The following is a 24735-nucleotide window of genomic DNA, read 5'->3' as shown; positions in this document are numbered from 1 at the left end:
CGTACCGCAATCCGATCGTGACCGGCCCGGGTGCAACCTTCTCCTCCGCGCTCTTGTCAGCGAACTGACAAACGTGTGAGGAGATTTCATGTCCACGCCCCCGCCGACACCGGCGGAACCTCCCGAGTCCGCAGCCGAACCCGAGCCGGTGTCCGCGCCCGCGCAGGCCCTCCCGGCCGACCCCCCGCCCCCGCTCCCGCCGGAGGCGCCCCCCGCGGCACAAGCCGCGACGCCGCACACGCCACCGGTCCCGGACCGGCCGCGCCGCCACCGCGGCCGTACGGCCCTGCTGCTGGCCTGCGCCGCCCTGCTCGGCGCCGTCGGCGGCCTCGCGGGCGGCTACACCGTCCAGGCCGACCGCGCGCCCACCCCGCTGCCCCCGCTGTCCCAGGCGAAGCTGTCGTACCCGCAGAAGCCGCTGCCCGAGGACGAGGCGCCCGAGCCGCTGACCGCCGAGGAGGACCGGCGGGTGCGCACGGACGGCGATCTGCGCAAGCTGCTCCTGGACAGGCCCAAGGGCGCCCGCGAGGCGGAGATGCCGTCGGAGTCGGACGGCTGGCTCTCGCTGTCCGGCTACGCGGGGAACTTCAAGGACCCCGGCCGCATGTTCACCTACCTGGCCGACGAGAACCTGCGCCGCGTCGCGACCGCGGCCTGGCGTCCCAGCACACGGCGCACGGTGAGCGTCAGGCTCGTGCAGTTCCGCGAGGAGAGGCGCCGGTCCGCCCGCGACCACACCGGGAACCAGCAGTCGTACATGTCCTCCAGCGGCTACGCGGGCAACGAAGGCTCCGCGCTGAAGGGGTCGGGCGACGGCCGCTACTACGTCTTCGACCGGCCCGACCGCAAGCCCGGCTACCTCCCGATGTACCGGGCCCGGGCCCTCGCCCAGCGCGGCGACATCATGATGGACATCTGGATCTACGACGCCAAGCCGATCGCCGAGCGCGACATCAGGTCGCTGGCCGAGCGGCAGTTGGAGCGGCTGTGAGCGAACAGGAGAACCGGAACGGCGCCGAGGGCGCCCCCGCCGAACCCTCTGCCGAGCCGTCGGACACGCCCACCCCGGCCCCGGCCCCGGGAACCGTCCCTGAGGCGCCCGTCGTCCCGGCCCCGGCCCCGGACCCGGACGGCCCGCAGGACGCGGGGACGGACGGCACAGATGGAACGGACGGGACGGGCGGAACGGGCGGGACGGGCCGGCTCCGCCGCGTCCTCCTCCCCCTGCTGTCCGCCGCCCTGGTGCTCGGTGCGGCCGGCGGCGGCCTGGCCTACACCAAGGCCACCGTGGACGGCGCCGACGTCTCGGCCCCCACGAAGATCTGGGAGGAGCCCGCGAAGGCCCCGTCCGAGGACGATCCGGTGCCCGACCTCAGAGAGGGCCGCACCGACGGCGAGCTGCGTAAGAAGCTGCTGCCGGTCCCCGAGGACTTCCGGCTCGGCCCGGACGTCTCCGAGTTCGGCAACGACACCGAACTCAGCGGCAGGCAGGCCCAGGCCCTCATGCGCGAGGCCGGCAAGTGGCTGCCGGGCAAGGAGCGCCGCCGGCACCGCGAGTACGTGGAGAAGCTGCGTGTCCAGGGCATCGCGATGCGCACGTACACGCCCTACGACAACCGGTTCACGGCCGAGATCCAGATTTCGCGCATGAAGAACGAGAAGGGCGTCAAGGACCTGAGCGACTTCCAGTCCGGGCTGGCCGACGCCCTGTCGGTCTTCCGCGACGGCCCGAAGATCAAGGGCCACAAGAACGCGCGGTGCTTCCTGCCTCCCGAGGACGGCGAGTCCGAGCTGGAGGCGATGTTCTGCACCGCCTACCAGGACGAGCACCTGATCTCGTTCCGGGTCGACGCCATCAAGCCCTTCCAGAAGAAGGACGCCGCCGAGCTGCTGAAGGACCAGCTCGACCATCTGGTGTCCCCGGGGGAGTACGTATGACCGAATCCACGACAGACCGGCCGGAACCGGCCACACCCGCCGTCCCGCCGCAGGCGGAGCCGAGCACCGGGGCGGCGGACACCCCGCAGGCGGCCGTCATACCTCCCCAGCCGTCCGTTCCCCCCGCCCCGGCCGGTCTCGTTCCCCCCGCACCACCCAAGCGCCGCCGCCGCCCGTCGGTCCGCGTGCTGCGGGCCGCCGGCCGCTGGACGGCCGCCGTGACGGTCTTCGGCGTGTTCTGCGCGGGCACCGCCTACGGCATCACGCGGCTGGAACGCCACGAGGTGCCGGGCCTGGCCACCGAGAGCGACGGGCGCTGGGAGTACCCGCGGCTCACCCTGCCCGCCCTCCCCTCCGGCTCCCCGCGCCCCTTCGCGCAGGGCAACGAGGGGGAGGTCCACCACGCCGACCTGCGCGAACTGCTGATCCCCCTGCCCGAGGGGGCCGAGGGAGCCGAGGAGGACGGGAAGGCCGGCAAGGACGGCGGGCTCTCCTCGCCGGAGGGCGGCTGGGTCACGATCGGGGACTACACCCGCCTCTACGAGAAGGACGACCGTGACGAGCTGCGGCAGCGGCTGGTGGACGACTCCGTGCGGCACATCGCCGCCCGCGGCTGGGTGATGCCGGACGGCACCCGCACCAGCGTCCACCTGCTGCGGTTCAACAGCGGCGCCGTGGCGAGCGCCGTCCACGCCGAGGTGCTGTACGGGGGCCTGGTGCCGGGTCTGCCCCTGGCCGAGGCCCCGGAGTCGAAGATGGACGAGAGCTGGCCGTCGAAGACCGCCCCGGAGAACGTCGAAATCGAGGTGTACGACGAGCCCAGGCCCCGCGGCGAGACCCACACCCGCCACGCGTACCTGCTCGCCGGGGACACCGTGGCGCTGATCGTCCAGACCCGGAAGGGGACGGCTCCCGCCGTCCCCTTCCGGCAGACGGTGATCCTCCAGGCCCAGCTCCTGGGCTGAGCCGGCCGCGACAGGGCTCCCGGGAGGGGTTCCGGAGCCCGCCGGGACCGGCCCCGTGGCGGGGCGGCGCACCTCACAGCACCGCCCCGCCACGGGCCGACTAGACTCGTCGGCGGGCCGCCCGCCGGCCCGTACGTCCGTGCCGAGCCCCCGAGGAGCGCTCCCGTGCTTGAGGCATTCTTCACCGCCCTGCTGGTCCTGGTCTGTGTCGGCGTCCTGGCGTTCACGGGCCTGACCGTGAAGAAGCTCTACCAGGGCCAGCGCTGACCCGTTCCCGTCCCATGCCCCGGGCCGCGTACGGCCCGAGCCCGGGCCGCACCGCCGACCACACGCCCTCGACAGATCGTCTGAGCACCCCATGATCGAGATTCCGTCCGACCTCCACCCGGACCTCGTCCCCCTCGCGTTCCTCCTGGGCGACTGGGCGGGCGCCGGCGTCGCGGACTTCCCGGACCGCGAGCAGTGCAACTTCGGCCAGGAGGTCACCTTCTCCCACGACGGCCGGGACTTCCTGGAGTACGTGTCGCGTACCTGGGAGCTGGACGACAAGGGCGAGAAGGTCCGCCCGCTGGAGAGCGAGAGCGGCTACTGGAAGATCGACGCGGAGCGCCGGGTCGAGGCCGTCATGGCCCGCGACCGGGGCATCGTCGAGGTCTGGCACGGCGAGATGGCCGAGCAGAAGCCGCAGATCGACCTGGTCACGGACGCCTTCGCCCGGCTGTCCTCGGCCGGCGAGTACTCCGGCGGCAAGCGGCTGTACGGCTACGTCAAGGGCGACCTGATGTGGGTCGGCGAGCTGGCCACCCCGGACCCGGAGCGCCCGCTGCGCCCGTACATGTCGGCGCACCTGAAGAAGGTCGTCGACCCCCGCGAGTGGGCCAAGGACCTCAAGGACCTCCCGGACGACGGGATCGCCTTCTTCAAGTGACGCGTACGGCGGTCCTTCCCGGGCCGCCGTTCCTCGTAGGGCCCGTACCGCACGCCGTCCTCCTACACTGGCCACTGTGGTGAGCACCGACTGGCAGAGCGACCTACGCAGACGCGGATACCGGCTGACGCCGCAGCGCCAGCTCGTGCTGGAAGCCGTGGACAAGCTGGAGCACTCCACTCCGGAGGACATCCTCGCCGAGGTGCGGCGCACGGCGGGGAGCGTGAACATCTCCACCGTCTACCGCACGCTGGAGCTCCTGGAGGAGCTGGGGCTGGTCAGCCACGCCCACCTGGGCCACGGCGCTCCCACGTACCACCTGGCGGACCGGCACGACCACATGCACCTGGTGTGCCGGGACTGCACCACGGTGATCGAGGCCGACATCGCGCTCGCCGCCGACTTCACCGGCAGGCTGCGCGAGAAGTTCGGCTTCGACACGGACATGAAGCACTTCGCGATCTTCGGCCGCTGCCGCGACTGCGCCGAGCGGGCCTCCGGGGGGAACACGGAGGAGAAGGCCGGGAAGGGCGCCGAGGGGGACGCGGACGAGAGCGCGGACGGCTCCGGGTCGTAGGCTGGCCGCATGTCGTACAAGAGCCCCCTGCTGTCGCTGCCCGGCGCCGTCCCGGCCGAGGCGCCGGACGAAGGCGTCGCCGCGCACTACGGCGACCTCTTCCGCGAGCAGCGCACGCTCGCCGACGGCGGCGGAGTGGTCGACCTCTCGCACCGCGGCGTGGTCACCGTCACCGGCGAGGACCGGCTGAGCTGGCTCCATCTGCTGATCACCCAGCACGTCAGCGAGCTGGAGCCCGGCCGCGCCACCGAGGCGCTGATCCTCTCCGCCAACGGCCACATCGAGCACGCGCTCTATCTGGTGGACGACGGCGCCACGACCTGGATGCACGTCGAGCCGGGCACCAAGGAGGCGCTGATCGCCTACCTGGAGAGCATGAAGTTCTTCTACCGGGTCGAGGTCGCCGACGCCACGGCCGGATACGCCGTGGTGCACCTCCCGGCGGGCTCCATCGCCGAGGTGCCCGAGGGCGTGGCCGTCCGCGAGACGGCGTACGGGCGGGACCTGTTCCTGCCGCGCGGCGAGCTGGAGTCCTACACCGCCTCCCACGGCCCGGCGGTCGGTGTGCTGGCGCTGGAGGCGCTGCGCGTGGAGGCGCACCGGCCCCGGCTGGGGCTGGAGACCGACCACCGCACCATCCCGCACGAGCTGGGCTGGATCGGCACCGCCGTCCACCTGCAGAAGGGCTGCTACCGGGGCCAGGAGACCGTGGCGCGCGTCCACAACCTGGGGAAGCCGCCGCGCCGGCTGGTCTTCCTCCACCTGGACGGCAGCGAAGTGCACCTGCCCGGCCACGGCACGCCCGTGCGGCTGGCGAAGGACGGTGAGGAGGGGCGGCAGCTCGGTTTCGTCACCACCTCGGCCCGCCACCACGAGCTGGGCCCGATCGCCCTGGCCCTGGTGAAGCGGAACGTCCCCGTGGACGCGGAGCTGATCGCGGGCGACACCGCCGCCGCCCAGGAGACCGTCGTCGAGCCGTGAGCGTACCCCGGCGGGCGGTGCGGCCCGGGAAGTGGAAGTGGCATGCAGGGGCGCGAGCAGGACCGCCGGGTGCATACTGGCGTTAATGACAAAATCGGCCGTAGCCCGGCGTCACCTGCCCACCAGCCCCTTCAAAGCCCCTGTCGCACCGCCCGACAAGCACTTCGCCGAGGGTGATCGGGTCACCCACGACACGTACGGCCTCGGCCGGATCGTCTCCGTCGAGGAAGGCGTCGCGGTACTCGTCGACTTCGGCTCCAAGCAGGTGCGGATCCTCAGCCCCTACCTCAAGCTGAACGCTCTCTGAGGCCGCCGCGCACGGCCGCCGCACGGCGGCCGGCCGCCTCCCCCCACACCACGTTTCCGCCCCGAGAGGCAGATCTCCCCATCGACACCACCGAACTGTTCTCCGCTCCCGACCAGGCGCCCCCGACCCCTCAGGCGTCGGCCCGGCCCCCGGCCCGGAACCCCTTCCAGGCACCGGACTTCGGAGACATCCCGGACTACGACGAGGCGGAGGAGGCCGGAGAGCCGCCGTTCGACGCCGACACCGCCGCCGCCGACGTGGCCGGTGCGGCCCGCGCCGCCAGGGACGAGGGCCCGGCCCGGGAAGGCGGCGGCAGGAAGCGGCCGTCGAACTCCTCGCGCCGCAGGCGCGACCGCTCCCGGCAGGTCAGCCGAGGCTCCTCCCGCCGCTGACGGTGGCCGCCGCCCTGGCCTGGAGCACGGCGAGGACACCCACCGGGACCGTCTGCACCACGGTCCACGCCTTCCCCGTCGTGGTGAGGTCCAGCAGGCCGGACGCCAGGACGGCCAGGCTGAGCGCGACCCAGCCGAACCCGCAGGCGGCCACCGCACGCACCGTCCCCGGCCGGACGTACGGCGTCCGCGCCACCAGTCCGACCGCTCCCCCGCCCGCCAGCATCCCCGCGCCCACCGCGGCCGTAACGCGAGAGGACCGGCTCCGGCGGCTCATGGGAGGCTTGGCCGGCCCCACACGACAGCGAGTGATACCGCTTCTTGTACCACTTGAAGGGAAAGGTGACCGTGTCCGTCACGGCCAGCGAGGCTCGCAGGAACCTGTTCCCGTTGACCGAGCAGGTCAACAACGACCGCGCCCCCGTGCACATCATGTCCCGCAACGGGAACGCGGTGCTGGTGTCGGAGGAGGACTTCGCCTCCTGGCAGGAGACGATCCACCTCCTGCGCTCGCCCGCGAACGCCCGGCGCCTGGCCGAGTCGATCGCGGAGGCCGAAGAAGGCCGGGCCGAAGGCGAGGGCCGGGCCGTGCGGGGTCTTGCTGTCGCGCACGGGAACGGTACCGGGGTGCCATCAGCTCTGAAGCCGTGAGGCAGGAACGGAGAGAGGTGTGGTCCGGAAACGGGCATGGGTGACCGCCTTCTTGATGCTCGCTGCGGCTTCCCTGCTGCTGAGCCAGGCGACCGAAGGTTACGCAGCCCTCTGGTGGGCGGTTTCCATCGCCTTCCTTGCCGTGGCCTTCGTCATGGCCGTTCGCACGAACAGCAGGACGTAAAAGCCACCCCTTCGAGCACCGCACCGCCGTCGCAACCGCCCCACGAGACCGGGCGGGGAACCTCCCGCCACTGACGGCGGCCTGTACGGCAATCGACAGCTCACGCCTGTCCACGGAAAGGTTTGTGGGCTGTGAGTTCCGAGAGGAACTCGATCTGGCCGTGATCCCCGGGCACCAGTTCCCGGAAGAAATCGGTGGGCCACACCGGCCGGTCACCGATCCACGGCACCACGACGGATCCGTCACGCACCTCACCGCTCAGTTTCGCGGTGCCGACGGCCGCCGGAAGATCCCGGAGTAGTGACGCACCGGACCGTAGGAGAGCTTCAGGGCTCCCAGGGGTTCCGCTTCCTCCTCTCCATGCCCGGGAAAGAAGACAAGCCACGGAGCCGCCGATGTGTGGCTGTGCAGTAGTACGTACCGGACGTGCGCGCCGGTCTTCCGTCTGGCGGTCCTCGCCAGACGGCATGCGAACCAGGAGCCGCGTACCGCCACGACGACGGCGGCGACCGTCAGCGGCAGCAGCAGGAAAACCCAGAACGGCACATCGGCTTCAGGGTATTGCGCCCTGGTGAGCAGCGCGAACGCGTCCAGACCCAGTATCCCGAGGAGGAGCGGAAGGCGTCCCGTGCGCTGAAGACCGCGTACCCACCACCACGGGGCTCTGCGGACGTCCACTTCCGGACGCGTCGTCCCTTCCTGTATCCCCCGGTCCTCGGCCTGGAACATGGCGGCCCCGGCCATCGCCCCGTAGGTCGCCTCCACCGTGTACTCGGCCATTCCCGCCCTCCCTGTGCCACTCCCGCAGGCAGCACCCGCCGGTCCGGATCAGCCGGCGAGCCGGTTGTCCTTGACGGCGGTGAGGAACGACGCCCAGGCGTCCGGGCCGAAGGCGAGGGACGGGCCGTGCGGGTTCTTGCTGTCGCGCACGGGGACGGTGCCGGGGAGGTTGTCGGCTACCTCGACGCAGTCGCCTCCGTTGAGGTTGCTGTAGCTGGACTTGCGCCACCGTGCGGCGGTTATCTCGTGCGGGGAGGTGGTCATGAAAGCTCCTCCAGGAGTCGGAGTAGGAACTCCGCCGAGTCACGCGGGGACAGGGCGTGGTCGCGCAGCCGATCGTAGCCGACCTGGAGTTCTTCGACCCGGGCCGCTTCCTCGATCAACTCCCCGCTGTAGGCGGTCTCCACCCAGGCGACGGTCCTGCCGTCCAGCAGTCGCAGGAACGCCGTGTCCGTGTGACTCAGTTCGCGCAGTCCGGCGCGAAACGGAAGCACTTGCAGTATCACGTTCCACAGTTCTGCCGTATCGACCAGATACTTCAACTGCTCGCGCCATACCGTGGCGTCCGGCAATGGGCGGCGCAGAACGGCCTCGTCGAGAATCGCTCTGAGCTGAGGTGCGCCATCGCCCGTCAGGACATCTCTGCGGCTCATGCGCGCCTTCACCTGTTGCTCCAGTTCGTCGCCTGGACGCAGGCCACCCAGTGTCAGCAGCTCACGGGCGTACGCCTCGGTCTGGAGCAGTCCCGGCACGACACCGGGTGAGTACTTCTGAATGCTCACCGCCTCGCCCTCGAGTGCCATGAAGCGGCGGTACTTCTCGCGGAACCGGGTGGCGTCCCCGGCCGCCAGTTCCCACAGGGCCAGCAGCAGGCCCGGGGTGCCGTAGTACTGGTCGAGGGCCTGGGCGACGTCCGGGCTGCCGATGGTGTGGCCGCTCTCCATCTTGCCGAACAGCGACCAGTCCCAGCCCAGTGCCTCGCCCAGCTTCCGCAGGCTGTCGCCGCGTTCGGTGCGCAGGGTGCGCAACTCCTCGGCGAACCGCCGGCGCGGCTCCTGGCTGCGGCCCGTGACCACTCTTCTCGGCGGCATTCCGTCCCCCTCCGTGGAATGTGTGGAAGCGGCGCCGGGCGGCCGGGAAGGGCTTCCCTGCCACAGGTGTTCGCGCTCCACTCCGGTTCATGCTCGTAAAGCGAGCACGACCGACAGTAGTCACGCTGTCGCTTCTCGCACAGGGATACGGCGGAGGGATCACACCATATGGTGATGGAAGGTTCGGATCGGGTTGGGGAGCAACGAATCGGGGAGGCGGAGGCGGCCCGTGACGCGCTCGCCGAGGCGCTGCGACGGGCGGGGATCCGGTTCCCGGCCGTGGACGTCCGCACCCCCGTGCGCGCGGACGGGGCGACCGGTTACGCGATGGTGGTCCTCGGCGAGTGCTCCGCGCCGGTGGCGCGGGAGTTGGCGGCCGTCATCGAGCGGGGTGCGGTGTGACGGCACTCCCGTTCACCCCGGCCGTCGAGCGCCCATGGCGTGACGGGTGGCCGCTGCCGGCGCACACCGACGACGCCAACGGCTGGACCACGGGCGGCTGCTGGCTGTACTGCCGCCGTGAGGGCGTGCGCGTGCTGTGGATCGGTTCGGTGCGCACTCCCGGCGCGGCGGGCGACGTGTACGCGTGCGGCCCGTGCATCGCGGAGCTGGACCACATGGTGCGCCTCCAGTCCCACGGCCGGGACGAGCCGCCGGACGGAACGGGCGGCACAGGCGGCGCTACGGGGACCGGCGCGTGCGGGCACCGGCGGATCGGAAGGCTCGGCGGCAAGGTCCGCTGCCGCGACTGCGGACGGCAGATCTACCTCTGACCGCTTCCGACACCCCGCCCCACCGGCCGCGCACGGACGGCGCGGAGGGCTACAGCAGGTTGACCGCGCCCGCGCAGGCCGCGCAGACCACGGCGGCCGCCAGGAAGATGTCCGTCGGCCAGGAGCGGGTCATCCTGCGCCGCACGGGAGGTGCGGGGAGTTCCTTCGTCTTCCGGTGGCCCGGCGGCCTCCCGGGCAGGCGCAGCCTGACGCGCTCCACCGCCTTGTCGGTGGTTCCGACGAAGTGGTCGACGAGCGAGCCGCCGAATCCCGTGGACTGGACGACTTCTCCGTCCACGGTCTCCACCGTCAGGGTCCCCCCGCCGTCGCTCCCCACGCGGCTCACCGCCGTGTAGGGGACCTCATAGGTCATCAGGGGATTCACCACCGCCAGAGCCTCCCGGCCGAGCACGATCCTGGATTCAGCGATCCGCCTGATGAACACGATCGTTCCGAACATGGCGGCCGCCACTCCGAATTCCTCGGCGGGTCCCCCCGCAGCCCCCAGGACGGGCACCAGTACCGCGACCGTGCCGAACGCCAGGGTGGAAAGCCACGACATCAAACGGAAGCTCCGGCGCCGGAGAACCTCCTTCTCCCGGCCCTTCGAACCTCTCCCATGAGCCCTCGTTCCCCGCGAAGCCGACCGCCCGGACCGCTCGGTGCGGCCGGCGCGACGGGCCGACAAGCTACCACCGCCCTTCGAGCACGCGTTCGCTCTGCCCAGCGGGGCCATAACACCGTGTTATGGCCAAGTGGTAGTACCCAGCCCGTTCCGCTTGCGGGAATCCTGGTGCCTCCCCCACAGGCCACACGCGAACCACCGCGTGTATCCGGAAGCGAGGCACCCCTTGCGAATAACCAGGCTCGTCCCCGCTCTGATCGCGGCCATGGCCGCCGTTCTCTCCCTCCTCGTGCTGGCCCCGGCCGCGTCCGCCAAGGAGGCGCCCGGCAGCGGCGGCCCGCAGCCGATCATCGGCGGCGGCTACGCGCAGAACGCGCCCTGGGCCGCCCGGCTGTTCTCCAACGGCCGTGAGACGTGCTCCGCGACGATCATCGCGCCGACCTGGATCCTCACCGCCAAGCACTGCGTCAGCGGCGGCGGGCTGTCGTTCCGCATCGGCAGCCTCGACCAGCACAGCGGCGGCACCGTCGCCAACGGCACCCAGATCTACAACCACTCCTCCTCGGACCTGTCGCTGGTCCGCCTGGACCGCTCCGTCTCGGCGACCTACGCCCGCCTGGGGCAGCCGGGTTCGGTGTCGGTGAACCAGACCGTGCAGGTCTACGGCTGGGGCGCCACCTCCCGGTGCGGTTCGGAGGCCAACTGCCAGTCGCGGTACCTGAAGGTCGCGAACGTGATCGTGACCGGCGCCTGCCGTGACGCCTACTACGGCTCGGCGATCTGCGCCCGCCGCGGCGACGGCATCACCGCGGGCGGTGACTCCGGCGGCCCGATGATGGCGAACGGCGTCCAGGTCGGCGTCGCCTCCACCAGCGACCGGCAGACCACCACGGCCTACACCAACGTGACGGCCTACCGCTCCTGGATCCAGTCGATCGCGGGCGTCTGATCCCGCGCGGTCCGTTCTCACGGCGGTCTCTTCCTCCGGGTCCTCCCCGCTCCGCCTCGGCGGAGCGGGGAGGACCCGTTCTTCGGCTCCGGGTGGGCCGGCCCCTGCGGTCAGAGGGTCTCGCTGAGGGTGTCGGCGATGCGGCGGCGGGAGGCGCGGGCGGCGGGGAGGGCCGAGACCGCGACCGCGCCCACCACGGCCGCGGTGGCCACCAGCAGCAGGACACCGGGGGGCGGGGCCTGGGCTATGCCCGCGCCGATGCCGCTGGAGCGGCCCTGCGCGTCGATCAGCCACCGTCCGGCGGCGGCCCCCAGCACGGTGCCGGCGAGGGCGGCGGCCAGGGCGGTGAAGGCGGTGGAGACGGTGATCACGCCCGCTATCTGGCGCGGGGTCAGGCCGATGGCCTTCAGCGCGAGCAGGTCGCGCCCCCGGTCGCGGACGCGGGCGCCGAGGACGGTGGACAGTTCGGTCAGGCCGATCAGGGCGAGGACGGCGATCAGTCCGGCGATGACACCGCGCACCCCGGCCAGCTCGTCGGCGGGGTTGGCCGGTTCGCGGACCTCCAGCCGCCCGCCGGAGGAGGCGGCCAGTTCGGCGCCGACCTCCCCGGCGTCGGCGCCGTCGCGCAGGACGAGGTGGTGGACGTCGGGTCCGGCCGGGCCCGGGCCGTCGCCCAGGTCGAGGTTGTCCAGGGAGGTGGAGATCACCCGGCCGCCGTCCTCGGGTTCGATGGAGCGGCCGGTGATGTGGAGGATCTGCGGGCGGCCCTGGACGGTCATCCGCACCCAGTCGCCGACGCGTACGTCCAGCAGGTCGAGCAGCCCCTGCCCGGCGACGGCCTCGTCCGGGCCGTCGGGGAGGCGGCCCTCGGCGAGGGCGAAGGGGTAGGGGTCGGTGTCGGTGCCCAGGCCGCGCAGGGTGATGGTGGCGGTCTGGCCGGGGACGAGGGCCTCGACCTCCGTGCCGGGGTGGACGGCGGTGACGTCGGGGTGCGCGGCCAGCAGCCGCTCGGTGCTGGCGCGGCGGCCGGCCTCCGAGGAACCGGAGGAGCCGGAGCCGTCCGGGGAGTTGTCGCGCACGGTGAGGGCGGCGGGCAGGCCGATCTCCTCCGGGCGTTCGTGGAAGCGGTCCACGGTGGCCCAGGCTCCCAGCGCGGCGGTGATCATCGCCAGCGGCACGGCCAGCCGCCCGACGGCGGCCAGCGAGCGGGCCCGGCCGGGGAACGCGCCGCGCCAGCCGAGGACGAGGGCGGGGGGCGCGTCCCGGCCCAGGGCGCGCCGCTCGGGCAGGGTCAGCGGGCCCAGCCCGCGCGGCACCGCCGTACGCGCCACCGGCACGGGCGGCACCCGGCCGGCGCGCCAGGCGGCCAGCGAGGTGGCGGTGGCGATGAAGAGGACGGAGGCGCCGGTGGTGGCCAGCACCGTCCAGGTGTGGCCGGGCAGTTGCCGCCACACGTCCACCGCCTCGCCGATGCGGCCGGGGATGCGCGCGCCCAGCAGTTCGGTGACGGCCGCTCCGCCGGCGACGCCGAGGAGGGCGAAGCCCAGGTGCTGGACGAGGAAGACGCGGACGACCTGGGCGGGGGTGAAGCCGATGGCCTTCAGTACGGAGATGTCGCGCAGATGCCCGTGGACGCGGGTGCTGATCGCCCCGGCGACCGCCAGGGCGGCGGCCAGCAGCGCGCCGAGTCCGAAGAGGGCCAGGAGCAGGCCGAGCAGGCGCCCCTGGCCCGCGGCGTCGGCGCGGGCCTGCTGCCAGCGGGTGACCTGCGAGACCTGGTCGGCGCCGAGGGCGGTGACGGCACGCTGGACCATGAAGTCGGTGTCGTCGGGGTCGGTCAGGCGCAGTCCGACGGTCTGCCCGGTGCGCTCGGGGTCGGGCTGGAGCTTCTCCAGCGCCTTCTGCGGCAGCCAGCCGATACCGGGGGTGTCGCCGGGGGTGTAGCGGGGCTCGGCGGTGTCGGCGACGCCGGTGACGCGCAGCGTGTGCTCGGTGCCGCGCGCCCCCCGCGCGGTGAGGGTGTCGCCGGGTTCGGCCCACAGGGCACGGGCGAGGGAGCCCTCCAGGAGGATCTCGTCGGCGGCTCCGGCCGCCGGCCAGCGGCCTGCGGTGACCAGGGGGCGTCCCACCCGGGGCGGTTCGGGTCCGGTGGCGCGCAGTTCCGCGTTCGCCCGCGCGCCGCCCAGTTCCACGGTGGTGCGGGCGGTGCGGAAGGGGCCGGACAGGCCCGTGACGCCCTCCAGGTCGCGCAGTTCCTCCGGCTGGGCGCCGTCGCGGGTGTGGATCCACACGTGCGCGCCCTCGGACTGGGTGAAGACCCGCTGCCAGGGGTCGGCGGTGTAGGAGAACAGCGCGCCGGCGAGCAGCAGGGAGGCGACGATTCCGGCCGTGGCCAGGACGGTGAACAGCGCCTCGCCGCGGTGCGCCCGCAGGTCGGCGTGGGCCCAGCGCAGGGTGGCGCGCACGTCGTCTCAGTCCTTCAGTTCCAGTACGCCGGCCACGCCCTTGCCGCGCCGCCGCGCGCCCGGGCCGTCCGCGTCCAGGGCGGCGTCGTCGGCTATGCGGCCGTCGAAGAAGCTGATGACGCGGTCGGCGGCGCTGGCCATCCGGGCGTCGTGGGTGACCAGCACGATGGTCTGGCCGCGGCCGTGGAAGCGGGAGAGCAGGCGCAGCACCTCGCGGGTGCCGCGGCTGTCGAGGCTGCCGGCGGGCTCGTCGGCCAGCAGCAGGTCGGGGTGGTTGACCAGGGCGCGGGCCAGGGCGACGCGCTGCTGCTCGCCGCCGGACAGCTCGCCGGGCATGCTGCGCTCCTTGCCCTCCAGGCCGAGTTCGGCCAGGAGCTCGGCGCGGTCGGCGCGGGCCCCCTTCGGGCTGCTGCCGGCCAGCAGCGCGGGCAGTTCGACGTTGTCGGCGACGGTGAGGTTGGAGACGAGGTTGAAGAACTGGAAGACGATGCCGATGCGGCGGCGGCGCAGCACCGCCCACTGGGACTCTCCGTAGGAGTCCAGGCGGGTGCCGTCGAACCAGATGCTGCCGGCGTCCGGCTTCTGGAGCCCGCCGAGCAGGTGGAGGAGGGTGGACTTGCCCGCGCCGGAGGGGCCGGTGACGGCGACGAACTCGCCGCGCGAGACGGTCAGGTCCACGCCCCGTACCGCCCTGGCGGGGGCGCCCTCGCCGTGGTGGGTCTTGACCAGGCCCTCGGCCCGTACGAGAGGGGGCGCTTCCGCCGGCGCGGCGGGGCCCTGGCCGGCCGGCGCCTGGGAACGGCTCATTCCAACTCCTCCTGACAGCGTTCCAGCCAGTCGAGGTCGGCCTGGAGGTGCAGCATCGCGCCCTCGATCAGCAGCTGCGCCACCCGGTTGTCCCGGTCCTCGGCCGCGGCGAGCCGGGACAGCTCGCGCATGGTGTTGAGGTACTGGCGGCGCTGCTTGTTGATCAGCGCGATCTGGTCGGCCAGACCGGTCTGCGGGGCGATGGCGAGCTTCATGAAGAACTCGTCGCGCACCCGGGGTTCGTCGGTCGGCTCCTCGAACCAGGCCCGCACCGCCTCGCGCCCCGCGTCGGTGAGCCGGTAGATCCGCTTGTTGGGCCGGGTGGACTGGGCGACGTCCTCGCCCTCGATCAGTCCCGACTTCTCCAGCCTGCCCAGCGTGACGTAGATCTGCCCGACGTTCGGCTGAGGGTACGCGGCGCCCAGCAGCTTCTCAAGGGCTCCCTTGAGCTCGTATCCGTGGGCGGGACCGGCCGCGAGGAGGGCCAGGAGCGGCAGACGCACGCGCGCACTCCTCCTCCCCGTCCCGTGCCGGGCCGGTGCCGGGCCGGCGGCCCCTCCGGGCGGCGGCGGCCCGGTCGGCGGTGCGCCGGCTGTCTGTCGGTCGGCGTCTAGTATCGCCCATGCCCAACGGGTATATATGGGCGTCCGGTGCTCGACGGTGAGGCCGCGCACGACCGGTGCGCTGGGGAGGGACCTATGCGGTGGACGCGGGCCGCGGGGAGGGGGCTCCTGGCCGCCGCCGTGGTGCTGGCGGGCTACGCCGGACTGGGCTCGCCGGCCGCCGGGCCGGTCGCGCACGCCGGGGGGCGCGGCCCCGTCACCCTGGTCACCGCCGGCGATCTGACCGACTACCTCGACCCGGTGCTGGAGGACTGGAACCGCGCGCACCCGGGCGAGGAGGCCACGCTGGTGGAGCTGCCGGACTCCGCCGACGAGACCCGTGCCCAGATGGTCACCGGCCTACGCTCGGGCAGTTCCCGCTTCGACGTGCTCAACATCGACGTGGCCTGGACCTCGGAGTTCGCGGCGGCGGGCTGGATCGCCCCGGTGGATCCCGGCCGCTTCCCGCTGGACGCCTTCCTGCCGCCGGTGGTGGACACCGCCACCTTCGGCGGGCGGCTGTACGCGGTGCCGTACGTGACCAACGCCGGGCTGCTGTACTACCGCACGGACGTGCTGGCGAAGGAGGGCGAGCGGCCGCCGCGCACCTGGGCCGAGCTGGAGCGGCTGGCGAGGGACGTCGCCCCCCGGCACGGACTGGACGGCTACGCGGGCCAGTTCCTGCCGTACGAGGGGCTGACGGCCAACGCCACCGAGGCGGTGCGCTCGGCGGGCGGCTCGCTCCTGGGCGACGAGGGCGCGACGGTGACCGCCGACTCCGAGGCGACCGTGGAGGGGCTGGGTTTCCTGGCCGACGGGGTGCGCGAGGGCTGGATCCCCAAGGAGTCGCTGACCTGGAAGGAGGAGGAGTCGCGGCAGGCCTTCCAGGACGGGCGGCTGCTCTTCCTGCGCAACTGGCCGTATGTGTACGCGCTGGCCGGCGGCGAGGGGTCGAAGGTGGCCGGGAGGTTCGGGGCGGTGCCGCTGCCCGGTCCGGACGGTCCGGGCGTCAGCGTGCTGGGCGGCTCCAACCTGGCGGTCAGCTCCCTGTCCCGGCACCCGGAGACGGCGGCCGACCTGATCGCGTACCTGACCGGTGAGCAGGTGCAGCGCCGGGTGCTCACCGAGGGGGCGCTGCCCCCGGTGCGGGCGTCGCTGTACTCCGATCCGGAGCTGGTGCGCGCCTTTCCCCATCTGCCGGCCCTGCGCAAGAGCGTGCTGGCGGCCGAGCCGCGTCCCAAGAGCCCGCGCTACGACCAGGTGAGCCTGGTGGTGCAGGCGGTGGTGCACGACGCGATGGCGGGGCGGCAGACCCCGCGGCAGGCGGTCGCGCGGCTGGCGCGCGAGCTGCGGTCCCTCGCGCGCGAGGGCGCCGGGCCTTCCCGCGAAGGCTGAACGGCCTGCGGGCTTCACACTCTCCCCCCACCCATCCAGTACCTACCTGTTAAGTACAGGCGAGCCCTGCCCGGAATCCCCCGCCCAGACATACCAGGGCATACAAGGGCGGCTTCTCGACCGCTCGTTGACACCTCGATGACACCCATACATAACATGCATGCATAACAGCGGCCCGCGAACAGCGGCTCACCAACCATGTGCTCCGCGAGCAGGAACGGGATCACGAGGGATGCTCACAGCCACGACCGACCACGGCGTCTCGCCCCGCACCGCGCCGCCCGCTTCCTCCCCCGGCACGTCCCGGAGCTGGTGGCGGGACGCGGTGGTCTACCAGGTCTACGTCCGCAGCTTCCTGGACAGCACCGGCGACGGCATCGGCGACCTGGCCGGCGTCCGCGCCGGGCTGCCGTACCTGCGGAAACTGGGCGTGGACGGCATCTGGCTCAGCCCCGTCTACCCCTCCCCGCAGCACGACCACGGCTACGACGTCGCCGACTACCTCGACGTGGACCCGGTCTACGGCGATCTGGAGGAGTTCGACCGCCTCGTGGCCGCCGCCCACCGCCTGGGCCTGAAGGTCGTCCTCGACATCGTCCCCAACCACTGCTCCAGCGAGCACCCCTGGTTCCGCACCGCGCTGGCCGAGGGGCCGGGCGGCCCGCACCGCGCCCTGTTCCACTTCGCCGACGGCCGCGGCGAGAGGGGCGAGCTGCCGCCCAACAACTGGCGGGCGATGTTCGGCGGCCCGGCCTGGTCCCGCGTCACCGAACCCGGCGGCGAACCGGGCCAGTGGTACCTGCACCTGTTCACGCCCGAGCAGCCCGACCTCAACTGGCGCGACCCGGCCGTCGCCGAGCACTTCGACCGGGTGCTGCGGTTCTGGCTGGACCGGGGCGTGGACGGCTTCCGCGTCGACGTCGCCGCCGGGCTGTTCAAGCACCCCGAACTGCCCGACTCCCCCGACCCGGAGGCCGACGAGCGCACCCGCGACTCGGTCAACCCGCTGGCCTGGAACCAGCCCGAGGTGCACGGCGTGTGGCGCCGCTGGCGCGCGCTGTGCGACGAGTACGCCGACCGTGACGGCCACGACCGGCTGCTGGTGGGAGAGGTGTCGGTGCCCACCGCCCGCGAACACGCCGAGTACGTACGGCCCGACGAGCTGCACCAGGCGTTCTTCTTCCACCTGCTGGGCGCGCCCTGGGACGCGGACGCCTTCCGCGGGGTCATCGACGAGGCGCTGCGGGACATCGCGGGCACCGGCTCCACCGTCACCTGGGTGCTCAACAACCATGACCAGGTCAGGACCGTCACCCGCTACGCGGGCGAGGGCGGCGGGCCGGGCAACCCCGGGCTGGGCTCCGCGCGCGCCCGCGCCGCCGCGCTGCTGATGCTGGCGCTGCCCGGCGCCGCCTACGTCTACCAGGGCGAGGAGCTGGGCCTGCCCGAGGTGGTGGACCTGCCCGACGAGGTGCTCACCGACCCCATCTTCCGCCGAACCGGAAGCCGCAGCCGCATCCGCGACGGCTGCCGCGTGCCGCTGCCGTGGTCGGGCCACGCCTCGCCCTTCGGCTTCACCTCGGGCGCGGAGGAGGCCCGCCCGTGGCTGCCGCAGCCCGAGTGGTTCGCCGAGCACGCCACCGACCGGGCGCTGGCCGACACCCGCTCGTTCTGGCACCTGTACCGCGACGGCCTCCAGCTGCGGCGCGATCTGCCCCAGCTCGGCGAGGGGACGCTGCGCTGGCTGGACGCGCCACCGCAGGTCCTGGCCTTCGAACGCGGCGACGGGCTGGTCTGCGCGGTCAACTTCGGCACCTCACCCGTGCCCGCCCCGGTGCCCGGCACCCCGCTGCTGGCCAGCGGCGAGTGCCCGGACGGGACGCTCCCCGGCTCCACCGCGGCCTGGTGGGTCGCCGACCCCGCGCCCGCACCCCGCTGACCTGACGGAACCCCGGACTCCGCCTGACTCCACCGGCACTCCCCCACACCATCCACCCTCCGGCCCCCGGGCCGGCCGACCCCGAGAGGGACACCCATGAACACAGGCAGCACCGCCAGACGCACCGCGACCGCCACGGCCACGGCGCTCGTACTCGCCCTGACCGCCTCCGCCTGCGGCGGCGAGTCCACCACCGCGAGCGGCGAGGGCGGCCAGGAGCTGAAGGGCGAGACGGTCACGGTCGCCGGGGTGTGGACCGGTGTGGAGCAGAAGAACTTCCAGAAGGTGATGGACGCCTTCGCCGAGAAGACCGGCGCCGAGATGAAGTTCGTCTCCACCGGCGACAACGTCTCCACCGTCGTCGGCTCCAAGATCCAGGGCGGCAACGCGCCGGACGTGGTGATGGTCCCGCAGGTCGGCGTGCTCGAGCAGTTCGCCGAGAAGGGCTGGCTCAAGCCGCTGTCGAAGAAGGCCGACGACCGCGCGCGCGACTACTTCGCCCCGGTGTGGAAGGAGTACGGCACGGTCGGCGACATCTTCTACGGCCTGTACTTCAAGGCGTCCAACAAGTCGACCGTCTGGTACGGCCCCGAGGCCTTCGAGCAGGCCGGCATCACCCCGCCCGAGGACTACGACGGGATGCTGAAGGCCGGCCGGACCCTCTCCGACTCCGGTGTGGCCGCCTTCTCCGTGGCGGGCGAGGCCGGCTGGCCGCTCACCGACTGGTTCGAGAACGTCTACCTCTCCCAGGCGGGCCCGGAGATGTACGACAAGCTCGCCGCCCACGAGATCCCCTGGACCGATCCGTCCGTCGTCAAGGCCCTGACCACCCTCGGCGAACTCTTCGGCGACAAGGAGCTGGTGGAGGGCGGCGGCGCGGGCGCGCTGCGCACGGACTTCCCCGAGTCCGTCGAGAAGGTCTTCGGCGACGACCCCAAGGCGGGCATGGTCTACGAGGGCGACTTCGTCGCGGGCCTGATCAGCGGGCAGTTCGGCAAGAAGGTCGGTGAGGAGGCCAAGTTCTTCCCGTTCCCGGCCGTGGACGGCGGCGAGCCGCCGGTGGTCGGCGGCGGGGACGCGGCGGTCGTCCTCAAGGACGGGAAGAACGCCGACGCCGGGATGAGGTTCGTGGAGTTCCTGGCCACCCCGGAGGCCGCCGAGGTGTGGGCCGGGGCCGGCGGCTTCATCTCCCCCAACGAGGCGCTGAACCTGGACGCCTACCAGGACGAGACCACCCGGCAGATCGCCCAGTCCCTGGTGGAGGCCGGCGACGGCGTGCGGTTCGACATGTCCGACCAGGCCCCGGCCGCCTTCGGCGGCACCCAGGGCGCCGGCGAGTGGAAGCTGCTCCAGGACTTCCTGCGCGACCCCTCCGACCCCGAGGGCACCGCGAAGAAGCTGGAGGCCGCCGCGGCCAAGGCCTGGAAGAAGAGCTGAGGCGAGAAGCACCGATGTCCGCCCAAGCACCCGCCGTGCCGCCCGCGCAAGCGGGCGGCACCCCGGCCGGCGCCTCCCCCTCGCGGGGGGCGCCCGCCCGGGGCGACGACCCCCGCAGGCGCGCGGCGCGCCGCCGCAGGCTCGTCGCCGCCGCCTTCCTGCTGCCCGCGCTGCTGCTGCTCGGCGCGCTGGTCGCCTACCCGATCCTGTTCTCCGTCGGCCGCAGCCTCTTCGACGCCTCCGGCACCCGGTTCGTCGGCGCGGACAACTACGTCGAGATGTTCCGCGACCCGACCACGCTCAAGGCGGTGCGCAACACGGCGATCTGGGTCGTGGTCGCACCCGCCCTGCTGACCGGCCTGGGCCTGATCCTGGCCGTGCTCACCGAGAAGGTGCGCTGGGCGACCGCGTTCAAGCTGCTGATGTTCATGCCGATGGCGATCTCCTTCCTCGCCGCCGGGATCATCTTCCGCATCACCTACGAGCAGGACCCCGACCGCGGCGTCCTCAACGCCGTCGCCGTCGGCGTCCACGACGTCTTCGCCGACCGGCCCGCCTACCCCGGCGCCCGGGGCAGGGAGGACGCCGGCGAGACCCCGCTGGCCAGGGGCCAGGACGGCTCCTACGGCACCGCCGCGGACCTGACGCCCGGCCGCACCGTCTCGCTCGGCGTCGTCGGCGTACCCCCCAAGGAGGTGCCCTCCGGCGCCGAGCCCGCCACCGTGCCCGAGGGATCCTCCGGCGCCGGGGACGGCGCGCTCGCCGGGACCGTCTACCTGGACTTCACCCCCGGCGGGGGCGGCGAGCCGGGCCGGATCGACTCCGGCGAGCGCGGCCTGCCCGGCATGACCGTCCAGGCGGTGCGCGACGGGAAGGCGGTGGGCGAGGCCACCACCGCCGCCGACGGCTCGTTCCGCATCACCGGCCTGGACGGCGGCTCGTACGCCCTGCGGCTGCCGGCGTCCAACTTCGCCGAGCCCTACGGCGGGATCTCCTGGCTCGGCCCCGCCCTGGTCACCCCGGCGATCATCGGCGCCTACCTGTGGATCTGGACCGGCTTCTCGATGGTGCTGATCGGCGCCGGACTGGCCGCGATGCCCCGGGACGTGCTGGAGGCCGCGCGGATGGACGGCGCGAACGAGTGGCAGATCTTCCGCAGGATCACCGTGCCGCTGCTCGCGCCCGTGCTGACCGTGGTCTTCGTGACGCTGGTGATCAACGTGATGAAGGTCTTCGACCTCGTCTACATCATCGCCCCGGGACCGGTGCTCCAGGACGCCAACGTACTGGCCATGCAGATGTGGCTGGTCTCCTTCGGCGGCGGCAACAACCAGGGGCTGGGCAGCGCCATCGGCGTCCTGCTGCTTCTCCTGGTGGTCCCGGCCATGGTCTTCAACATCCGACGCTTCCGCAGGAGCCAGTCATGACCCACGGCACCGTCGACGGCCCGGTGGGGAAGCCTGCCGGGAAGGGAGCGGCCGCACAGGCTCCGGCTCCCGCGGCTGCGGCGGCAGCCGCGGGGGCCGGGCACCACCCCCCGCACGCGGTACGGGCGCGGCGGCCCGCCGGCGCGCGGATCGGCGCCTGGCTGGGCAGGGGCGCCGTCCAGGTCTTCCTCGTCGTCACCGCACTGGTGTGGATCACCCCCGCGCTGGGGCTGTTCCTGTCCTCGCTGCGGTCGGAGGAGGCCAACTCCGCCAGTGGCTGGTGGACGGCGCTGACCGAGCCGGGCCAGCTGTCGGCCGACAACTACACGGCCCTGCTGGCGGATTCCGGCATCACCCAGGCGTTCTGGAACACCGTGCTGATCTCGGTGCCCACCACCGTCGCCGTGGTGGTGGTCGCCGCGCTGGCCGGATACGCCTTCGCCTGGCTGGAGTTCCCCGGCCGCGACTGGATCTTCCTGGTGGTCGTCGGACTGCTGGTGGTGCCGGTCCAGGTCGGTCTGCTGCCGGTGGCGAAGATGCTGGGCGCGGTCGGGCTGTTCGGCACGATCCCCGGCGTGGTCCTCTTCCACGTCGCCTACGGGCTGCCGTTCGCGGTCTTCCTGCTGCGCAACTACTTCGCGGAGATCCCGCGGGAGATGCTGGAGGCCGCGCGGATGGACGGCGGCGGGGAGTGGCGGATCTTCACGCGGCTCGTGCTGCCGGTGGGCAGGCCGGCGATCGCGAGCCTGGCCATCTTCCAGTTCCTGTGGGTGTGGAACGACATGCTGGTGGCGCTGATCTTCGCCGACAGCGACTCGCAGCCGCTGACCGTCGCGCTCCAGTCGGAGATGCGGCAGTTCGGCAGCAACATCGAGATCCTCGCGCCCGGCGCCTTCCTGTCGCTGGCCGTTCCGCTGGTGGTGTTCTTCGCCTTCCAGAAGCACTTCGTGCAGGGCGTCATGGCGGGATCGGTGAAGTGACCGCGCGGGGCAGGGGGCGACGGGGGGCCTGAGCGGGGGGCCGTGAGCGGTCCCTGCCGCCGTCACGGGGGGCGGCAGGGGCCGGGGCCCGCCCCGCGGACCGTACGGACCGGTGCGGACCGCGGGGCGGGCCCTCGGACCTCCGGGGGCGGGCCCTCAGACCTCCAGCAGCACCGTGAACGGGCCGTCGTTGGTGAGCGAGACCTCCATCCTCGCCCCGAAACGGCCCGTCTCCACCCGCGCGCCCAGCGCCCGCAGCCTGGCGCACACCTCCTCGACCAGGGGCTCGGCCACCGGGCCGGGGGCGGCGGCCTGCCAGGTGGGGCGGCGCCCCTTGCGGGCGTCTCCGTAGAGGGTGAACTGGCTGACGACCAGCAGGGGGGCGCCGGTGTCCGAGCAGGACCTCTCGTCCTGAAGGATCCGCAGGCCCCACAGTTTGCGCGCGAGCCGGTCGGCCTTGTCGGGGGTGTCGTCGTGGGTCACCCCGACCAGCACGCACAACCCCTCCCCGGTGATCTCGCCGACGGTCTCTCCCGCGACGACGACCTTCGCGCCGTCGACCCTCTGCACCACAGCTCGCATGCCGACCATCATGCCGCCCCCGTCGTGCGCCCGCCGACCGCCGCCGGACGGGTGGCCCGGACTGCACGCAGGGTGCCCGCGGTGGCACGATGCGTGCAGCACGGTGCGCACGGTGGCCTGCGGCGTATCCGTGACGGGCCGTGGCACCGCGTTGTGGTCCACGGCGAAGGGGATGAGGGGCACACAGAAGATGAGCACTGCCGGGACCGGGCGGACGCCCGGAGCCGTACCGGCGGCCCGCGAGGCCGCCTCCACGACCACCTCCACGACCACCTCCGCCGCCCCGGCGGGCGCCGCGGGGACCGCCCCGGCGGGACCGCCCGCCGACGCCGGCGGCGCCGGCGCGGGCGGGGCACCCCCGGCGGTCCCGCACGAGGCCGGGCCTCCCGAGCTGACCGCTCTGCGCCTGCCCCAGCTGCGCGAACTGCGCCGCCAGGCGCAGCAGGAGGAGGCCGACCTCAGCTACGTGCGGCGGCTGGTCCAGGGACGCGTCGACATCCTCCGCGCCGAACTGGCCCGCCGCAGCGCCGCGGACGTGCCCCTGATCGACCGGCTGGCGGAGATCCTCGCCGAGGCTCCCCCGCCCGGCCGGGGCCCGGCCCGCTCGGCCCGCCATGTGACGCTGCGCACCCCGCGCAGCGAGGAGTACCGGCGGCTGGCCGAGGAGGTGCTCGCCGAGGTCGAGCTGTCCGACCTCGCCGCCCGCACCGACGCCGAGCTGCACGCCGCCATGGCACGGCTGGGCGAGCACGAGCACCGGATCTCCCTGCGCCGCCGGGCGCTCCAGCGGACGGCGAACGGGTGCAGCGCCGAGATCGCGCGCAGGTACCGTGAGGGCGAAGCACACGTGGACGACCTGCTGCCCTGACCCCGGGGGCGGTCGTCCCCCCTACACCCAGGGAAGGCCGCCCATGTCCGCCAGCACCACCCCGCCCGCGAACACCCCCGCCCCCGCCCCCGGCGGGCGGCCCGGGCCGCTCGCCGGAGCGCCCTCCGCCCAGCTCCCGGTCCTCGCCGAGGTCGTGCGCTCGGGGTTCACCGAGGGCAGCCACCGCGGTTCCGTGGTGGTGCTCGGCCCGGACGGCGGCGTGGAGTGGTCGCTGGGCGAGGTGGCCGCGCCGGTCTACCCCCGCTCGTCCAACAAGCCGATGCAGGCGGCGGCCGTGCTGCGCGCCGGCCTGGAGCTGTCGGGCGAGCGGCTGGCGCTGGCCGCCGCCAGCCACTCCGGCGAGCCCTTCCACCTGGAGCTGGTGCGTACCATGCTCGCCGAGCACGGGCTGACCGAGGACGACCTGGGCTGCCCGCCCGACCTGCCGCTGGACCGGGAGGAGGCCGACCGGTTCCTGGCGGCGGGCTCACGTCCCTCCCGCACCGCCATGAACTGCTCGGGCAAGCACACCGCCATGCTCGCCGCCTGCCGGGTGAACGGCTGGTCCGGCGCCGACTACCTCGACCCCGGCCACCCCCTCCAGGCGCTGGTGCGCGAGCGGATCGAGGCGGCGGCGGGCGAGCCGGTCGCGCACACCGGCACCGACGGCTGCGGCGCCCCGCTGATGGCGATCTCCCTCACCGGCCTGGCCCGCGCCTTCCGCTCCTTCGTGCTGGCCGAACCGGGCACCCCCGAGCGCCGGGTCGCCGACGCCATGCGGGCCCACCCCGAGTACGTGGCGGGCACCCGGCGTGAGGACACCCGTCTGATGCGCGGAGTGCCGGGCGCACTGGCGAAGGTGGGCGCCGAGGCCGTCCAGGCGGTGGCCCTGCCCGACGGCCGCGCGCTGGCGATCAAGATCGACGACGGCGGGCTGCGGGCCCTCGGCCCGGTCCTGGCCCGGACACTGGCGCGGATGGGCGTGGAGTCCCCGGCACTGGCGGAGATCGGCGACTCCCCGCTGCTGGGCGGGGGACGTCGGGTGGGGGAAATCCGCGCGACGTTCTGAGACCGGCGGTCCTAACGTAACCC

The 24735-nt window shown here is 73.2% G+C and carries 27 protein-coding genes; 18 read left to right on the top strand and 9 right to left on the bottom strand.

Features of this window, described 5'->3' with window-relative positions; all coding sequences use genetic code 11:
* Positions 1-88: 88 nt before the first annotated feature.
* The 7 genes from ACW69E_RS04130 (at position 89) to ACW69E_RS04100 (ending at position 5696) form a co-directional block, all read left to right on the top strand.
* Positions 89-991 carry a hypothetical protein gene (locus ACW69E_RS04130; protein WP_457496796.1) on the top strand — a complete coding sequence of 301 codons (903 nt, stop codon included), beginning with the start codon at positions 89-91 and terminating at the stop codon, positions 989-991.
* Positions 988-1938 carry a hypothetical protein gene (locus ACW69E_RS04125; RefSeq protein WP_457496795.1) on the top strand — a complete coding sequence of 317 codons (951 nt, stop codon included), beginning with the start codon at positions 988-990 and terminating at the stop codon, positions 1936-1938. Before ACW69E_RS04130 ends, ACW69E_RS04125 begins: the two co-directional genes overlap by 4 nt.
* Entirely contained in the window at positions 1935-2903 is a 969-nt protein-coding gene (locus tag ACW69E_RS04120) for a hypothetical protein (RefSeq protein WP_457496794.1), read from the top strand. The genes ACW69E_RS04125 and ACW69E_RS04120 overlap by 4 nt, the downstream gene beginning before the upstream one ends.
* A gap of 358 nt (positions 2904-3261) precedes the next feature.
* Complete coding sequence (locus tag ACW69E_RS04115; protein ID WP_436742653.1) at positions 3262-3831, top strand: FABP family protein; 570 nt, start codon at positions 3262-3264, stop codon at positions 3829-3831.
* 76 nt (positions 3832-3907) lie between these two features.
* Positions 3908-4408 (top strand): Fur family transcriptional regulator, encoded by a 501-nt coding sequence (locus ACW69E_RS04110; RefSeq protein ID WP_457496793.1) that lies wholly within the window; start codon positions 3908-3910, stop codon positions 4406-4408.
* Between the two features lie 9 nt (positions 4409-4417).
* Positions 4418-5389, top strand: a complete 972-nt coding sequence (gene ygfZ, locus ACW69E_RS04105; RefSeq protein WP_457496792.1) for a CAF17-like 4Fe-4S cluster assembly/insertion protein YgfZ — start codon at positions 4418-4420, stop codon at positions 5387-5389.
* A gap of 85 nt (positions 5390-5474) precedes the next feature.
* Positions 5475-5696: a hypothetical protein gene (locus tag ACW69E_RS04100; RefSeq protein WP_457496791.1), complete on the top strand. Its 222-nt coding sequence runs from the start codon at positions 5475-5477 to the stop codon at positions 5694-5696.
* A gap of 366 nt (positions 5697-6062) precedes the next feature.
* Here ACW69E_RS04100 and ACW69E_RS04095 read toward each other — a convergent pair whose 3' ends face one another.
* A complete protein-coding gene (locus tag ACW69E_RS04095) occupies positions 6063-6284 on the bottom strand; it encodes a hypothetical protein (protein ID WP_457496790.1) in 222 nt (73 codons plus the stop codon).
* A gap of 152 nt (positions 6285-6436) precedes the next feature.
* On the opposite strand from ACW69E_RS04095, the gene ACW69E_RS04090 reads away from it, so the two are divergent.
* Positions 6437-6739 carry a type II toxin-antitoxin system Phd/YefM family antitoxin gene (locus tag ACW69E_RS04090; RefSeq protein ID WP_457496789.1) on the top strand — a complete coding sequence of 101 codons (303 nt, stop codon included), beginning with the start codon at positions 6437-6439 and terminating at the stop codon, positions 6737-6739.
* A 442-nt stretch (positions 6740-7181) separates the two neighbouring features.
* Here ACW69E_RS04090 and ACW69E_RS04085 read toward each other — a convergent pair whose 3' ends face one another.
* From ACW69E_RS04085 to ACW69E_RS04075, 3 genes are read right to left on the bottom strand one after another with little or no spacing between them, the layout of a single operon-like run.
* Complete coding sequence (locus tag ACW69E_RS04085) at positions 7182-7703, bottom strand: hypothetical protein (RefSeq protein WP_457496788.1); 522 nt, start codon at positions 7701-7703, stop codon at positions 7182-7184.
* A 48-nt stretch (positions 7704-7751) separates the two neighbouring features.
* Complete coding sequence (locus ACW69E_RS04080) at positions 7752-7967, bottom strand: DUF397 domain-containing protein (protein ID WP_457496787.1); 216 nt, start codon at positions 7965-7967, stop codon at positions 7752-7754.
* On the bottom strand, positions 7964-8794 hold the full coding sequence (locus tag ACW69E_RS04075) for a helix-turn-helix domain-containing protein (protein ID WP_457496786.1): 831 nt from the start codon (positions 8792-8794) through the stop codon (positions 7964-7966). Before ACW69E_RS04075 ends, ACW69E_RS04080 begins: the two co-directional genes overlap by 4 nt.
* Positions 8795-8968: 174 nt before the next feature.
* Between ACW69E_RS04075 and ACW69E_RS04070 the strand changes: the two genes are divergently transcribed.
* Both ACW69E_RS04070 and ACW69E_RS04065 read left to right on the top strand, forming a co-directional pair.
* A complete protein-coding gene (locus ACW69E_RS04070) occupies positions 8969-9196 on the top strand; it encodes a hypothetical protein (RefSeq protein WP_457496785.1) in 228 nt (75 codons plus the stop codon).
* Positions 9193-9567 (top strand): hypothetical protein, encoded by a 375-nt coding sequence (locus tag ACW69E_RS04065; RefSeq protein WP_457496784.1) that lies wholly within the window; start codon positions 9193-9195, stop codon positions 9565-9567. Before ACW69E_RS04070 ends, ACW69E_RS04065 begins: the two co-directional genes overlap by 4 nt.
* A gap of 49 nt (positions 9568-9616) precedes the next feature.
* Here the strand turns inward: ACW69E_RS04065 and ACW69E_RS04060 are convergent, their stop codons facing one another.
* Positions 9617-10129 (bottom strand): hypothetical protein, encoded by a 513-nt coding sequence (locus ACW69E_RS04060; protein ID WP_457496783.1) that lies wholly within the window; start codon positions 10127-10129, stop codon positions 9617-9619.
* A gap of 289 nt (positions 10130-10418) precedes the next feature.
* Between ACW69E_RS04060 and ACW69E_RS04055 the strand changes: the two genes are divergently transcribed.
* Positions 10419-11141 carry a S1 family peptidase gene (locus tag ACW69E_RS04055; RefSeq protein ID WP_457496782.1) on the top strand — a complete coding sequence of 241 codons (723 nt, stop codon included), beginning with the start codon at positions 10419-10421 and terminating at the stop codon, positions 11139-11141.
* A gap of 110 nt (positions 11142-11251) precedes the next feature.
* On the opposite strand, the gene ACW69E_RS04050 is transcribed toward ACW69E_RS04055, so the two are convergent.
* Genes ACW69E_RS04050 through ACW69E_RS04040 form a run of 3 tightly spaced genes read right to left on the bottom strand, consistent with a single transcriptional unit; the run spans position 11252 to position 14916 of the window.
* Positions 11252-13606, bottom strand: a complete 2355-nt coding sequence (locus ACW69E_RS04050) for an FtsX-like permease family protein (protein ID WP_457496781.1) — start codon at positions 13604-13606, stop codon at positions 11252-11254.
* A gap of 6 nt (positions 13607-13612) precedes the next feature.
* Positions 13613-14413 carry an ABC transporter ATP-binding protein gene (locus tag ACW69E_RS04045; protein ID WP_279950124.1) on the bottom strand — a complete coding sequence of 267 codons (801 nt, stop codon included), beginning with the start codon at positions 14411-14413 and terminating at the stop codon, positions 13613-13615.
* Positions 14410-14916, bottom strand: a complete 507-nt coding sequence (locus ACW69E_RS04040; protein WP_457496780.1) for a PadR family transcriptional regulator — start codon at positions 14914-14916, stop codon at positions 14410-14412. The genes ACW69E_RS04045 and ACW69E_RS04040 overlap by 4 nt, the downstream gene beginning before the upstream one ends.
* Positions 14917-15111: 195 nt before the next feature.
* Between ACW69E_RS04040 and ACW69E_RS04035 the strand changes: the two genes are divergently transcribed.
* From ACW69E_RS04035 to ACW69E_RS04015, 5 genes are all read left to right on the top strand, one after another.
* Positions 15112-16410, top strand: a complete 1299-nt coding sequence (locus ACW69E_RS04035; protein WP_457496779.1) for an ABC transporter substrate-binding protein — start codon at positions 15112-15114, stop codon at positions 16408-16410.
* A 232-nt stretch (positions 16411-16642) separates the two neighbouring features.
* On the top strand, positions 16643-18349 hold the full coding sequence (locus tag ACW69E_RS04030; protein WP_457496778.1) for a glycoside hydrolase family 13 protein: 1707 nt from the start codon (positions 16643-16645) through the stop codon (positions 18347-18349).
* Positions 18350-18445: 96 nt separating this feature from the next.
* Entirely contained in the window at positions 18446-19786 is a 1341-nt protein-coding gene (locus ACW69E_RS04025) for an ABC transporter substrate-binding protein (protein WP_457496777.1), read from the top strand.
* A 14-nt stretch (positions 19787-19800) separates the two neighbouring features.
* Positions 19801-21213: an ABC transporter permease subunit gene (locus ACW69E_RS04020; protein ID WP_457496776.1), complete on the top strand. Its 1413-nt coding sequence runs from the start codon at positions 19801-19803 to the stop codon at positions 21211-21213.
* Positions 21210-22193: a carbohydrate ABC transporter permease gene (locus ACW69E_RS04015; RefSeq protein ID WP_457496775.1), complete on the top strand. Its 984-nt coding sequence runs from the start codon at positions 21210-21212 to the stop codon at positions 22191-22193. Before ACW69E_RS04020 ends, ACW69E_RS04015 begins: the two co-directional genes overlap by 4 nt.
* Positions 22194-22349: 156 nt before the next feature.
* On the opposite strand, the gene dtd is transcribed toward ACW69E_RS04015, so the two are convergent.
* The gene (dtd, locus tag ACW69E_RS04010) at positions 22350-22775 is read right to left on the bottom strand and encodes a D-aminoacyl-tRNA deacylase (protein ID WP_457496774.1); all 426 of its coding nucleotides are present in this window, start codon (positions 22773-22775) and stop codon (positions 22350-22352) included.
* 190 nt (positions 22776-22965) lie between these two features.
* Between dtd and ACW69E_RS04005 the strand changes: the two genes are divergently transcribed.
* A complete protein-coding gene (locus ACW69E_RS04005; protein ID WP_457496773.1) occupies positions 22966-23643 on the top strand; it encodes an RsiG family protein in 678 nt (225 codons plus the stop codon).
* A 43-nt stretch (positions 23644-23686) separates the two neighbouring features.
* The gene (locus ACW69E_RS04000; RefSeq protein WP_457496772.1) at positions 23687-24712 is read left to right on the top strand and encodes an asparaginase; all 1026 of its coding nucleotides are present in this window, start codon (positions 23687-23689) and stop codon (positions 24710-24712) included.
* Positions 24713-24735: the final 23 nt, after the last annotated feature.

The organism is Streptomyces sp. SS8, from assembly GCF_054072955.1.
The sequence above is the reverse complement of the archived record's forward strand: the minus strand, read 5'-3'. Positions and strand labels throughout refer to the sequence as shown.

Coding starts and splice junctions, on each gene's coding strand:
- ACW69E_RS04130 (WP_457496796.1), top strand. CDS start 89: ATGTCCACGCCCCCGCCGACACCGGCGGAACCTCCCGAGTCCGCAGCC.
- ACW69E_RS04120 (WP_457496794.1), top strand. CDS start 1,935: ATGACCGAATCCACGACAGACCGGCCGGAACCGGCCACACCCGCCGTC.
- ACW69E_RS04115 (WP_436742653.1), top strand. CDS start 3,262: ATGATCGAGATTCCGTCCGACCTCCACCCGGACCTCGTCCCCCTCGCG.
- ygfZ (WP_457496792.1), top strand. CDS start 4,418: ATGTCGTACAAGAGCCCCCTGCTGTCGCTGCCCGGCGCCGTCCCGGCC.
- ACW69E_RS04100 (WP_457496791.1), top strand. CDS start 5,475: ATGACAAAATCGGCCGTAGCCCGGCGTCACCTGCCCACCAGCCCCTTC.
- ACW69E_RS04085 (WP_457496788.1), bottom strand. CDS start 7,703: ATGGCCGAGTACACGGTGGAGGCGACCTACGGGGCGATGGCCGGGGCC.
- ACW69E_RS04080 (WP_457496787.1), bottom strand. CDS start 7,967: ATGACCACCTCCCCGCACGAGATAACCGCCGCACGGTGGCGCAAGTCC.
- ACW69E_RS04075 (WP_457496786.1), bottom strand. CDS start 8,794: ATGCCGCCGAGAAGAGTGGTCACGGGCCGCAGCCAGGAGCCGCGCCGG.
- ACW69E_RS04070 (WP_457496785.1), top strand. CDS start 8,969: ATGGAAGGTTCGGATCGGGTTGGGGAGCAACGAATCGGGGAGGCGGAG.
- ACW69E_RS04060 (WP_457496783.1), bottom strand. CDS start 10,129: ATGTCGTGGCTTTCCACCCTGGCGTTCGGCACGGTCGCGGTACTGGTG.
- ACW69E_RS04045 (WP_279950124.1), bottom strand. CDS start 14,413: ATGAGCCGTTCCCAGGCGCCGGCCGGCCAGGGCCCCGCCGCGCCGGCG.
- ACW69E_RS04035 (WP_457496779.1), top strand. CDS start 15,112: ATGCGGTGGACGCGGGCCGCGGGGAGGGGGCTCCTGGCCGCCGCCGTG.
- ACW69E_RS04030 (WP_457496778.1), top strand. CDS start 16,643: ATGCTCACAGCCACGACCGACCACGGCGTCTCGCCCCGCACCGCGCCG.
- ACW69E_RS04025 (WP_457496777.1), top strand. CDS start 18,446: ATGAACACAGGCAGCACCGCCAGACGCACCGCGACCGCCACGGCCACG.
- ACW69E_RS04020 (WP_457496776.1), top strand. CDS start 19,801: ATGTCCGCCCAAGCACCCGCCGTGCCGCCCGCGCAAGCGGGCGGCACC.
- ACW69E_RS04015 (WP_457496775.1), top strand. CDS start 21,210: ATGACCCACGGCACCGTCGACGGCCCGGTGGGGAAGCCTGCCGGGAAG.
- dtd (WP_457496774.1), bottom strand. CDS start 22,775: ATGCGAGCTGTGGTGCAGAGGGTCGACGGCGCGAAGGTCGTCGTCGCG.
- ACW69E_RS04005 (WP_457496773.1), top strand. CDS start 22,966: ATGAGCACTGCCGGGACCGGGCGGACGCCCGGAGCCGTACCGGCGGCC.
- ACW69E_RS04000 (WP_457496772.1), top strand. CDS start 23,687: ATGTCCGCCAGCACCACCCCGCCCGCGAACACCCCCGCCCCCGCCCCC.